At 71.8% G+C, this 11787-nt stretch carries 13 protein-coding genes; 11 read left to right on the top strand and 2 right to left on the bottom strand.

The annotated features are described in order from the left end of the window. Nucleotides 1–269: 269 nt before the first annotated feature. Both DVR05_RS21605 and DVR05_RS21600 read right to left on the bottom strand, forming a co-directional pair. Complete coding sequence (locus tag DVR05_RS21605; protein ID WP_116247738.1) at nucleotides 270–1106, bottom strand: GNAT family N-acetyltransferase; 837 nt, start codon at nucleotides 1104–1106, stop codon at nucleotides 270–272. Continuing rightward, nucleotides 1103–1858, bottom strand: coding sequence for a GntR family transcriptional regulator (locus tag DVR05_RS21600; RefSeq protein ID WP_116247737.1), 756 nt, complete (start codon nucleotides 1856–1858; stop codon nucleotides 1103–1105). Before DVR05_RS21600 ends, DVR05_RS21605 begins: the two co-directional genes overlap by 4 nt. Before the next feature lie 131 nt (nucleotides 1859–1989). Here DVR05_RS21600 and DVR05_RS21595 point away from each other — a divergent pair, with 131 nt between their 5' ends. From DVR05_RS21595 to DVR05_RS21550, 11 genes are all read left to right on the top strand, one after another. Next, nucleotides 1990–2592, top strand: coding sequence for a hypothetical protein (locus DVR05_RS21595; RefSeq protein ID WP_116247736.1), 603 nt, complete (start codon nucleotides 1990–1992; stop codon nucleotides 2590–2592). Nucleotides 2593–2759: 167 nt separating this feature from the next. Further along, nucleotides 2760–3548 (top strand): hypothetical protein, encoded by a 789-nt coding sequence (locus DVR05_RS21590; RefSeq protein WP_116247735.1) that lies wholly within the window; start codon nucleotides 2760–2762, stop codon nucleotides 3546–3548. A 315-nt stretch (nucleotides 3549–3863) separates the two neighbouring features. Continuing rightward, entirely contained in the window at nucleotides 3864–4259 is a 396-nt protein-coding gene (locus DVR05_RS21585; RefSeq protein ID WP_116247734.1) for a hypothetical protein, read from the top strand. Between the two features lie 103 nt (nucleotides 4260–4362). Next, entirely contained in the window at nucleotides 4363–4518 is a 156-nt protein-coding gene (locus tag DVR05_RS27145; protein WP_198659284.1) for a hypothetical protein, read from the top strand. Beyond that, nucleotides 4515–5801: a hypothetical protein gene (locus DVR05_RS21580; protein WP_116247733.1), complete on the top strand. Its 1287-nt coding sequence runs from the start codon at nucleotides 4515–4517 to the stop codon at nucleotides 5799–5801. Before DVR05_RS27145 ends, DVR05_RS21580 begins: the two co-directional genes overlap by 4 nt. Before the next feature lie 391 nt (nucleotides 5802–6192). Then, entirely contained in the window at nucleotides 6193–6801 is a 609-nt protein-coding gene (locus DVR05_RS21575) for a hypothetical protein (protein WP_116247732.1), read from the top strand. A 35-nt stretch (nucleotides 6802–6836) separates the two neighbouring features. After that, entirely contained in the window at nucleotides 6837–7253 is a 417-nt protein-coding gene (locus DVR05_RS21570) for a hypothetical protein (RefSeq protein WP_116247731.1), read from the top strand. Between the two features lie 4 nt (nucleotides 7254–7257). Beyond that, entirely contained in the window at nucleotides 7258–7992 is a 735-nt protein-coding gene (locus tag DVR05_RS21565; RefSeq protein ID WP_116247730.1) for a hypothetical protein, read from the top strand. 70 nt (nucleotides 7993–8062) lie between these two features. Continuing rightward, the gene (locus DVR05_RS21560; RefSeq protein WP_116247729.1) at nucleotides 8063–8410 is read left to right on the top strand and encodes a hypothetical protein; all 348 of its coding nucleotides are present in this window, start codon (nucleotides 8063–8065) and stop codon (nucleotides 8408–8410) included. 275 nt (nucleotides 8411–8685) lie between these two features. Next, nucleotides 8686–10881, top strand: coding sequence for a hypothetical protein (locus DVR05_RS21555; RefSeq protein WP_116247728.1), 2196 nt, complete (start codon nucleotides 8686–8688; stop codon nucleotides 10879–10881). Between the two features lie 206 nt (nucleotides 10882–11087). Continuing rightward, nucleotides 11088–11765 (top strand): hypothetical protein, encoded by a 678-nt coding sequence (locus DVR05_RS21550; RefSeq protein WP_116247727.1) that lies wholly within the window; start codon nucleotides 11088–11090, stop codon nucleotides 11763–11765. The last annotated feature ends 22 nt before the right edge of the window (nucleotides 11766–11787 follow it).

Genomic DNA, 11787 nt, shown 5'->3' with positions numbered 1-11787 from the left:
GCCGTTGGTGAAAATATGGGGTGAGCGCAGCTCGCTGTCGTGGTGGACAGCCAGCTCATCTGATCTTCCGACAAGGCCCGGGTGGCAGCCTGGGCCTTCGTCATGTCTGGAGGTTGACGGGGGTGGTGGGTCCCCGTCGGTCGCATCGACCTTACTAGGCGACCCTGCTAGCAGGGACACACAAAGCGCGCTGGGAATCTCCCATACACCACAAGTCACGCTTAACGTCGCGAAAAACCCCGGGCGGGGATTACCAGCCCGGGGAAGCTCTACGCAGGGATCAACGTGACGTCCTGATCCTCCGCCTTCGGCGCCACCAGTGAGTACCTCGTGTCGGTGGACAGCGCGTCCAGCGCGGGCCAGCGCACAACGTACTCCGCGTAGTCGTCACCCCAACCCGGGTTCCCCACGCGCCACGTGGTGCCGTCATGCCAGACCGGACGCACCACCCCGAGCGGGACCGAGAGCTGGTGCTCATCGGTCATGAACGGGGCAACGCCCTTGACTACGGCCCCGGTCACTTCGAGAAGGACCTCCGGCCGTGTGGTCAGGCCAGCTCTTGGGGAGTCGGGGGAGTGCACGTTGGTGGTGGTCTCGATGATCATCGTCGGTTTCCTTGTGGCTATCTCGAACAGTGCGCCGCTGTTGCGGCCCGGTACGCGCATGGTGCGCAGGTGGGTCCAACCCCTTCGGCGGTAGTACTCGTGGAGCTGCTCGTTGCTCGCCCACGCATCGAGGCGCACCACCGGGTAGCCGAGGGCTCCGGCGTAGCGCAGAGCCCACTCGATCGCCCAGGCCCCGGCGCCGGACTGCCGGCTGGCGAGCTTGTTCAGGTACAGCGCGGGCGTGGCCTGTTCCTCAGCGCTCCAGAAGTCGGAGTCAGCCGCGGTCGACAATGACACCGTCGCGGCGAGCTGGCCGTCCGCGTCGTGCGCCACCCACGTCTCGCCCTGCTGGATCATCGGCAGCATCCTGTGGCCGCTCATCCACCCGGGGGACCACTGGGAGATCCCTCGTGCGGCCAGATCGTCAGCGACTTCGTTGAGGAGTTCGACCACGGCTGTGAGGTCGTTCTCGGTGGCGGCTCGTATGATCCACCCGGTCATGCTGGCAGCTCGTAGACCAGCTCGATCCTGTCCCCGGGCCAGATCTGCTCGGTGACGCGGACGACTTGGTCGTCCATGTACCCGATCCGGGTCTGGGTCAGGACGGACACGCCTGAGCCGATGCGCAGCAGCTGGGCCTCCTCCGGTGTGGGAGGTCGCCATCGAAGACGGTCCACGTAGTTGGTCTGCGCGAACCCTCGTTCGGCCATGAGCGCGATGACGCCCTGGGGGACGTCGGCGGGGTCGAGGATCTCGGGGATCTCCTGGGTCAGCGACATGGGGTAGTACGAGTCGCTGACGTTGCTCGGGTCTCCATCGAGGGTGCGCAGCCGACGGCGCACAGCGACGGGTGCTCCGTTTTCCACCTGGAGATAGGCGGCCATCTCCGGGGCCGCGGGCACGACTTCGACCCGGATGGATTGCCCCGGGACCAGTCCGTATGCCTGGGTGTCGCTCACCCACGCGTCCACCCCGGCGGTGCGTCTGTGGTCTACGGACTCAGAGCGGCTGGCGTGGATGGCCAGTACACGTGTGTCTCGAACACGGCGACCCGCTCGCGAGTTTCCAGGCGAGATCAGCCCCTCGTTCACCAGCAGGTCGAGGGCGCGGGCCGCCGTGGCACGGCTGACATTGAACCGGGAGGCCAGCTCGCGCTCGGTGGGGGTGTTCTCCCCTGGGCGGAGCTTGCCGGTGCGGATCTGTTCTCTCACCCAGTCTGCGGGCCGGGTGTACAGCGGTTCGTTGCGTCCCACCTGCGGTTTCCCTTCCCTTCAACAATTTGGCTGAGCCAAACGTATCAAACGCTTGACCCGGGCGCTAGCGGCGTGCTTACATTGGCTCAGCCAAACGAGCTAAGACGTTGGCTCAGCCAAGAGGGGGTCTCATGTCGCTGATCGCGCAGGTCGTCGCCGCCACTGGTGCCACCCGCGCCGACGTCATCCGCGTCGCGACCCGCGGCGGCACCACCGCCCGCGACTGGGACATCGCTCACGCCATCGAGGCCATCACCGGCCGGTCCGCCTACGAGCTGATGCTTACCGCGGGCCGCGACCAGATGATCGCCGAAATCTGGGGCGACTCCGGCGCCCCGGCCCAGGCCCCGACGCAGACCAACCCGCGCGCCGAGTACGACCCCACGGTCAAGATCTACGACGAGCCCACCGCTCCCGACGCGCCGAACACGGTCCTCCCGGATCACCCGAACGACCACCCGAACGAGGTCGACGACGAACCGGTCGACGAGATCGACGACCAGGACCAGGACGAGACCGACCCGGGCCGGGCCGCGTGGAACACCATGCTCCACACCCACATCTGGGCCGACGTCGCTGCCCTCACCGGCGGCGCCCCCGGCGAGATCGCCCGCACGGTGCGCCCGTGGGCCACCGCCCGCGACGCCATCGCCGGGATGACCGCGCTCATCGCCCGCCGCCGCGCCGCCCGCACCCCCCGACGCCACACGATCGCGGCCGCTCTGGCCGCGTGACCAGCACACCCACCCACACAAGAACCGACACGGAGACGACCCGATGCAGCACTTCTACGCGTTCGCGCTCTTCTTCCTGTGCCCGCTGACCCTGGCCGTCGTCATCTTCATGGCCTTCCAGGCCGCCTGAACGCACACCGCCCCCACCTGCGAAAGGGACACCACACATGCGTCTGACCCACCGCCGCTGCCGCTCCGAGGCCGCCGCTGCCGACGCGCTGATCGACCACCTGGCCACCACCGCCAAACGGTTGACCCAGCGGGCCGACGACCTGACCGAGCGGCTGCGCGCCGAGGAGAGGTCCAGCGGCCACCTGGCGGAGGAGATCCGCGCCGCCTGCCAGTCGGAGGAGTACGCCCAGGAGGCCGTGATCCCCGAGCACCTGCGCGAGCGGCTGCTCCAGGCCCACGACCGGGCGCACGTGCTCAGCGAGCACGCTGACGCACTGGACCGCATCGGGGAGCTCACCAGCCACCTCCAGGAGGAGCGGGACCGCTACGTCCAAGCCCAGGCCCGCATGCTGACGGCCGCCCACGCGGCCGGGCGGCTGGCCCGTACCTACGCCCTGGCCGAGGGCGCGGGGATGGGGCGCACCAGCGGCCAGGCCGGGCGGCTCCTGTCCGAGGTGCGGTTCACGGTCTGGCAGGGCGTGCCCGGCTGGGAGTGTCAGGACACGGCCTGCCCGGAGACGACGCGGGAGCTGGTGTGGCACCCCAGCGTCCCCGAGCGCGCGCACCTGGTGTGCGGGTGCGGACGGATCTGGCAGGCCGGGCCCGGGGCCGTGGTCCGCGCCGAGCGTGAGACCCGCACCCACCAGGCGATGGGTGTCGGGTATCGGACGTCGCACCGCTGGTCGAGGCTCTCCGGCCCGGTGCTGGAGGCCGTGGACCGGGCGCTGCCCCAGTCGCACGAGCTCATCAGGGCCGAGCCGGAGGTCGCGGCCGCGACCGCCTGACCCCCGCCCCCTGGGGTGCCCGTCCCGCACCGCTCCCCGCGCACGTCAGCGCTGGGGGCCGGGGCGGGTCCGGGGGACCAGCAGGGTCCGCACGCACTCACCGGCGAAGGAGACCGCACCGGATGGACGAGGACGACCTGGACCACATCAGCATCGACGACGAGGATGACGGCGGCTTGGCCCTGGCCGAGGAGCTGGGGGCCGACGTCGGCCCGCTCTGACCAGGCCCCACACAGCAACGAGCCCGCCCCGGGATGACGCCCCTGGGCGGGCTCTCGCACACCCACACCTCCGGCATGAACTGGAAGGACACGGATGTACGACGACAACGACTCTACCTACCCCGACCCGCTCGACGACATCGAGCAGCTCCTGGAGATCCGGGCCCACAGCCCCCGTTTCTGGGACGCCGACAACAGCGAGCTGGCCGCCGCTGACCCGTGGGAGCACCCCTCCTGGCAGGTCGAGGCCGACCTCGCGGACGGGTGGGACGACCCGGCCGCCGCAGTCGAGGTCCTGGAGCACACCGTGATTGAGGACGCGCGGCTGTCCGGCCTGGCCGACACCCCCACCGGCCGGTCCTGGGTGCGGTCGGCCGAGGACGCCCTGGCCGACCCTTACCTCACCCCGGAGGAGGAGCTGCACGAGCGGCTCCTTGCCCTGACCGCCGACGACGACATCGACGTGGAGCGGGAGGTGCAGGCCGCATGATCCGCCGACTGATCGCCCGCATGAGCCCGCCCACCCACTGCGGTGCGCCCATGTCCTGGGACGTCTGGCGCGCCTCGTGGGTGTGCCACTGCGGAGCCGCCCGATGAGCGCCCTGATCATCACCGCCGCGATCGTCCTGATGGTCGCGGTCCTCGTGCTGCTCCTGGCCGTCACCGGCGGTCCCGCCCTGATCCACACCGAACACACCCTGCCCCAGCCTGCCCGCACCCGACGCGCCCCGAGGAGGGCTGACCGATGAAGCTCCCGTGGAACAAGACCAACAACCCCGGCTCCCTCCAGGCGACCCCGGCCGCTGAGCCCACCCCGCCGGCCCCCGAGCCCGCCCCGGTCCAGGCCCCGGCGCCCGAGCACACCCAGGAGCAGACGGCCGCTCCCGCTGCGTCCTGGATCAACCCGACCCGCGTGGCCGTGGCCGCGGCCGTCGTCCCCTCGGTGCTGTCGCTGGTCTGGGTCGCCAGCACCGTCGCGGAGATCACCGGAGGCCCCGGCGGATGGGCCGCCGGTGTCTTCGCGGACGTGCTGATCGTGTCCACCGTCGCGGTGGGCTGGTTCAACGCCGACGTGCGCCGCCTGGCGAGCATCGGCGGGTGGGTCGCCTCGATCGCGGCCGGGCTGCTGCTGGGCTGGCACCACTGGGGCACCGAAGAGGTCGCGTTCGCGCTCGTGCCGGTCGGCGCGAAGTTCCTGTGGCACATCGCGCTGGTGGCGCGCACCTCCTGGGAGCGGCGCCGCGAGGCCGCCGCCCGTGCTGAGGCCGACCGGATCGACCGGGAGCGCCGCCAGGCCGAAGAGGACGCCCGCGCCGAAGCCGACCGGGCCCGCGAACGCGAGCTGGCGCTGTCCACGGACCTGACCGACGAGGAGGAGCGCGAGCTGGCCGCGCTGCGCCGCCAGGCCGTCTACGCCCGCGCCAAGGCCGAGGCCGAGAACGAGCTGACCACCGCTGAGGCCGAGGCCGACCGGATGCGCCAGGAGGCTGCGGCCGAGGCCGAGCGGATCCGGCAGGAGAGCGAGCACCGGATGCGTCAGGAGGCGATCCGGCGCCGTGTGGAGGAGCAGATGGCGGTGCAGCAGGCCAACGCGGACCTGCTCAAGCAGCGCCGGGCCCTGGAGCTGGAGCTCCAGCTGACGCGCCCCTACGCCATCGGGGGCGGGCAGGTGCCCGATGACCTGTCGGGTCTGGACACCCCGCCCCCAGCCGGGGGCGTCCGTGCTCCGGTGGCGGGGTTCGGGTTCGCGCAGCCGCAGGCTCACGTGGGGGGTGCCTCCCCCGCTGACCTGCGGGTGCCTCCCGGTGCCTCCCCTGCCGCCTCCCCCAGCGCCCCCCAGGGTGCCCCCCGTGCGGACGAGGCGCTGAGTGGCCCGCAGCGGCTGCTGGCCTACGTCGAGCAGACCGGCCAGGCGGCCACCGTGAAGGGTGCCGCGCGACTGCTCGACGTGGACCCGCGCACCATCCGACGGTGGCGCGACGGCCTGGCCGCCGACGGCCACGACGTGTCCGCCCTGGGCGGTGACCGCTGACCCACCACCGGCACGGGGGTACCCGCCCTGACCTGCGGGTGCCCCCTATGCCTCCCCTACCGCGCCCCCTGGGGCGCCTGCCCGCTTCGGCGGGTGGACAGACCCTCCCGGCCCGTCCTGCCGGGTGGGTCTGTCCACCACTCCGAGGCCGGGCGCGCTGAGACGCCGATGCCGCCGGGAGCAGCTCCCGGATGAGTCGGACGCACAGCAGACGCCCGCCGTGTCCACCCGTTCACCCCTCACCCGCGAAGGAGACCTGGATCCGACCACGCCCACCACCCGCACGAGCCCCGCCCGGTCGGGGCCACCACACATCCACGGGCCGCCGCCCCCATGTCAGGGGGCGGCGGCCCCACCTGAACTGCACATACACCACTGATTGGAGGGGCCGATGGCCCTGCCGAACGAGAGTCGTCGCGCCCCCGCGCGTGACCGCCGTCCCGAGGACGCCCCGCGCTTGTCGGTGGTGCCCTCCGTCCCCGCACCGTCCCCGGCCTCGTTGCCCGAGGTCCTGGCCGACGCGGTCCTGGGCCCCCAGGCCCCGCCGAAGACCCGGACGACCGAGCCGGTGCCGGAGCCCGCGGACACGACCGCCGCGCGGCCGCCGGCTCCCGCCCCCGACCAGGGCCAGGGCGCGAAGCCGCAGACCCCCAAGGACGTCCCGACCGAGACCACGAAGGAGACCGCGTTGGTGGCCGTGGAGAGCCGTAGTGCCGCTGAGGCCGAGCGCGCCATCAAGTGGCTCGGGGTGACGTTTCGGCCCCCCGACGTGTGGCGCGAGCGCCAGCCGAGCCTGCGTGAGGAGTGGGAGTTCGTGATGAAGGGCGACCACCTGCCCGAGGGGCTGTGGCGGGCCGCCGCCCGCGGCTACGCCGCCCCCGCGATCGGGGTGATCAGCCTGCTGCACTTCCTCATCTGGGTCCTGCGCTCCCCGGCCCGCCACGCCACCGCCTGGGTGGTGGTCGCCCTGACCGTGGTCTCCGCCGCTCTCATGCTCTGAGCCGCACGCACACAACCTTGAAAGGAGTCCTTGCCATGTTCACCGTCGGCGCGATCCTGTGCCTGTCCCTGTTCTGGTTCCTGCGCCGCAAGGCGCACTGGCTCATCTCCGGGTTCTTCGCCGTCTTCGGCGGGGCCCTGTTCGCCTTCTCCTTTCTGGGAGGGTGGGCGACCGACCTCATCACCTGGACCCTGGGCTTCGTCCTGAGCCTGTTCCCCGAGCCCATCCCCGCCGCCTCCGTTCTGGCCGCGATCGCGGTGTTCTTCCTGGTCATGGTCGGTATCGACGTGTGGCGGGACAAGAAGTTGGACGAGTACGGGCAGTGGGCCGCGATCTGCCTGCCCGTGGTCATCCTGGCCGCTGGTGGGGACGTGGGCCAGGTCGGCGGGACCGCCATCACCTCGCTGGCCGACGCCGGAACGTCCATGTTCGGCCCGCTGCTGGGGTGGTGAGTCGATGGAGATGCTGATCCTGGCGGCGGTCGCCGCCTTCTGGGTCAAGAACGTGGCCTTGGACTTCGGGCACCTGGCCACGGGCAGGACCCCGCCCTCGCACGCCTACCGGATGGCGAAGCTGCGCCAGAAAGCCGCACGTGAGCGGCGGCGCCTGGAGGCCGACCCCGACCTGCGGGGCGGGCTGAAGATGGTGCTGCGGCACTGCTACCTGGACGCCTGCGAGGACCTGGACGCCTGGCGCGCCCACCGCCACGCCACCAAGCCCGAGCGCAAGGCCGCACGCCGCAGGCGGCGCGCCGAGCGTGAGGGGTTCACCGCCCGGTGGGGGTGGCGTCCCAGCGACCCGATGCCCGACGACGTGATCGACGCCGAGATCGTCGACGAGGACGAAGGGTTCACCCCTGACCCGCCGCCCGCGGCGGCCACCGGGGGCCCTGGCCGAGCCCGGCCCAACCGGACCTCCAGCCGCACCACCACCACCACGACGGCGTCGTCCACGGTCACCGAGGAAGAGCCCCGGCCCGCTCCGGGCTCGGACGTGGCGGTCCTGAACCCCGATGAGCAGTCCGAGAAGCCGCCGCTGCCCTACCGGCGGCTGGTGCTGATGAGCATGCTCGCCGACGCGGGCTATGCCCCCGACACCGAGGCCATCGGACGGATGACCTCCGAAGAGGTCGACGCCGCGATCACCGCGCTGATCGCCCACGAGCGCGCCGCCCGTACCGCCTCCCACTGACCCACACCCGATCCCGGGGCCGGACCGTCACGGTTCGGCCCCTGACCGTCTACCGAGAGGAACACACCCCATGAGCACGCAGATCGGCAACACCGTGGCCACCAGCGCCAGTTCGACGCTGCGCTACTCCGACGCCTCCGGCCTGGACGCCCACGCCCAGACCATCACCGGCATCGGGAGCCTGGTCAAGCAGGGCAACCAGATGCTGGAGATCGTCGAAGCGCAGATGAAGGCCGCCGACATGGGCACCGAGGTCACCTCGGAGCTGGCCACGCTGCGGGACCTGGGCACCGCCTACGTCGCTCAGTCCATCCGGGCCCGGGCCAAGCTGGAGGAGATCAACCGCGCGGTCCAGGAGGCCTACGAGGCCTCCCGCGGCCAGGCCGCCGACAAGGGCTACCAGCTCGGTGGCCGATAGGGCCGATCGTTGTTTCCGGGCCGCTCCCGCACGCGGGGGCGGCCCCCTTCATGCCCGTTTTCGGTGACTGAACGTGATGAGACAGCGGTGAGACGTCCACTGCCGTTGTCTCATCACGCTTGTCCCCGAATGCGAACTATCTACCGATTTTCTGTGAGACAAACCCCCGCCACAGACCCGGAGACAGGGCTCTGCGGCGGCCGGTGAGACATCGAGACATCCCGCCCCCGCCCCGGGTGCGGGCACGCACAGTGACCGATTGGAAGGAGGGCCCCGTGGCCCGCAAGTCGAAGAAGAACGCCCCGACGCCTGCCCCGGCACCGGCCTCCCTGCCGCCCGAGGTCCTGACCGCCCTGGGACAGCCCACGCACCAGGAGCCGCGCACCTTCCAGAGTGAGGGGGTGGGCGCGATCATCGCCGCCGGATGGCGCGCGGTGTTCCGTCCCGGCGAGGGGTCGTTGCGCCGCCACATGGCGGCGCAGTTCTACCCGTGGAAGGTCGGCGCGACGGTGTTGGCGGCCGGGGTGGTCGCCGCCCGCGCGGCGGAGGTCTCGGCCACGCACGCGATGGTGACGGCTGTGGCCACCGGCGCCGGCGCGTGGGTGGCGCTGCGCCTGCTGCGCACCCTCAAGGCCCGCCAGTGGCGCGCCACCCGCCTGGCCTCGGAATGGGCCGAGGTCGACCCGGCGCACGCGCGGGTGTGCGCGGCCGCGGCCGGGGTGTGGTTGATCGCCATCATCCTCATCCAGCCCGCGACCCTGGCCGCCTGGTGGTGGGCGGGACTGGTCGGCCTGCTGGCCCTGCTGGCGCTGGGGTCCCGGTTCTGGGCGCACCACCGCGTGCCCCGCGTCCTGGCCGCGGTCGAGGCGGAGGCGCCGCCGCCCCCGCCGGGGGAGCACCCCGTGGCCCGCAAGTGGCGCATCCGTGTGGCCTGCGGCCAGGGGCCGCTGCCGGGCACCAAGCTCACCGACCTGACCGAGGAGCCCTACGGGGTGCGCGGGCGCCTGCATCTGGTCCCGGCCCGGCAGACCATCAACTCGGTGCGGGCCGCGCTGGGCTACGTCGCCACCGGCCTGGGGGTGGACGAGGCCGACATCCTCATCGAGCACGTCGAACCCACCGAGGACGAACCCAAACCCGACTCCTCGGTCCTGGACATCAAGATCGTCACCGTGGGGCTGTTGTCCAAGAAGGTGCCGTTGGAGGCGGGCCGCCTGGACGTCGACGACGACGGCCAGGTCCACATCCGGCTGGGCCCCTACGCCGACGGCGACGGCCAGGCCCGCTACCGGCTCTACACCGCCGACTCCATGTGGTCGGGGTTCGTCGCCGGATCGACCGGGTCGGGCAAGTCCGGGCTGATCGACAACCTCGCCCTGGGGGCGTGGGAGACCAAGAACACCGTGGTCCTGTACCTGGACCCCAAGAACGGAGGATCGAGCCCGCGAATCTTCGACCGGGCGCACTGGTCGATCCCCAACGACCCGGAGACCTGGGAGGCGCTGCTCAACGGCCTGGTGGAACTGGTCGAAGCCCGGGGGTTGGAGAACAGCGCCCGGCTGAAGACCAGCGGGTTCACCCCCAGCTTCGCCCGCCCCGGGGTGCTGGTGATCGTGGACGAGTGCCACGCGGTCATCAACGCCGACAACGCCTACCGGTGGGGCCGCATCGCCCGCGAGGGCCGCGCGGCCGGGGTCGCCCTGGTGCTGGCCTCCCAGATCTACGGCCTGGACTCCTTCGGCGGATCCGACGCCGTGCGCGCCAACGTCACCGCCGGGAACACGGTCGCCCTGCGGGTGTCGCGCAACCAGGCCTCCATGATCGCTGACATCACGTTGGACCCCTCCGCGCTGCCCAAGATCACCGGCGTCGGGCTGACCGCTGAGGGCCGCGACGTGGCCTTCCGGGCCGCGTGGGCGCCCAACGAGACCACGGCCGCGCTCATGGACGCCGCGCTCGAAGGGGCTCCCCAGGAGCTGGACGCGCTGGCGGCTGGCGCCCTGGACGCCGGGTCCGGCGGCCTGTACTCGCGGCGTCACGAGATCGCCGCCCAGCAGGTCGCCAACGCCGAGGAGAGGTTGGCGGCCTACGAGGCCGGGCGGGTCCCGGCGGCGCGGGAGAAGACCGCTCCGCAGGTCGCGCTGGCCAACTTCGTCAACCCGTCCCTGGACAACCTGCCCACCTCGATCGACCCGGCGCTGCTCACCGACACCGACCTCGGGCTCGGAATCCTCGCCGAGGCCAACCGCGACCCCCACGAGGCGCTGCTGGCGACGTGGTCGGGTGCGGCCAAACGGGTCCTGGAGCTGCTGATCGAGCACGGCACGCTGCGTCGCGGCGAGATCGAAAAGCGGGTCCGCGCCTCGGAGGAGTGCTCCCGGGCCACCGTCTCCCGGGCGCTGGACGACCTGGCCGAGGCCGGGGTCATCGAGCCGCTGCCCAACCGCGGCGGCTGGCAACTGGCCGCCTGAACACCACGCACCGTCACCACTCGGGTGGGTGAGACAACCACACCGTTGTCTCACCCGATTCATGTCCGAACACGAACTATCACCCGATTTTCGAGTGAGACAAACCCTGTCCCGGCCCCCTGAACCCGGGCCCTGGCAGCCGCTGAGACAACGAGACACCCCGCCCCACCCCGGGGCGGACATCACCCAACGTGAGGAGAACCGTCGTGACCACCCCAACCACCGCCGCGCCGATCACCCTGCCCCTGGGCACCAGCACCGACGGCCAGGACGTCTCCTGGACCCTGGCCGACACCGAGGGCCGGCCCTGCCACGCCATCATCGTCGGACCGACCGGGTCCGGTGGCACCACCGCCCTGGCCCGCCTGTGCGCGGTCTCCCGCACCGTCGACGCCGACGTCCACCCCGTGCTTGTGGACCTGGACCACGGCCCCGACTACTACGCCCCCGTCTGGGAGCGGACGCTGCCCGCGAGCCGGTGCACCACCGACACCGACCTGCGCGACGAACTGGACGCGGTCGAGGACACCGCCGACGTCGAGGACGGGCACAACCTCCTCCTGGTCGACGGCGACCGGGCACTGCGGTGTGCTCCCCAAGCGTGGGTGCGCCTGCTTGGCCAGGCCGACCGGCTGCGGATGTCGGTGGTGGTCCGCGTCCACGGATTGACCCTGGACACCTTCGGCGGCTGTGACGTGCTGCGCTCCCGTCTGGCCACCGACGGCCAGTACCTGGCGCTCGGTCGCCCGGTGGGCACCTCGGCTGCTCTGGCCAGCGACCTGCTGCCCGGCTACACCGTCCCCGACGGCCGCCAGGCCCCTGGGCGGGGGGTGTACGGCTACCGCGGCGACACGGATTCGGTGACCGTGACGCACGTCCGCTGACCCTCCGCCCCCTCGCTCGCAA

Origin of the sequence: Nocardiopsis sp. FIRDI 009 (genome assembly GCF_003386285.1) — a bacterium.
In the GTDB taxonomy this organism is placed as follows: domain Bacteria; phylum Actinomycetota; class Actinomycetes; order Streptosporangiales; family Streptosporangiaceae; genus Nocardiopsis.
Note: the sequence above shows the minus strand (reverse complement) of the source record. Positions and strands in the feature narration are given on the sequence as shown.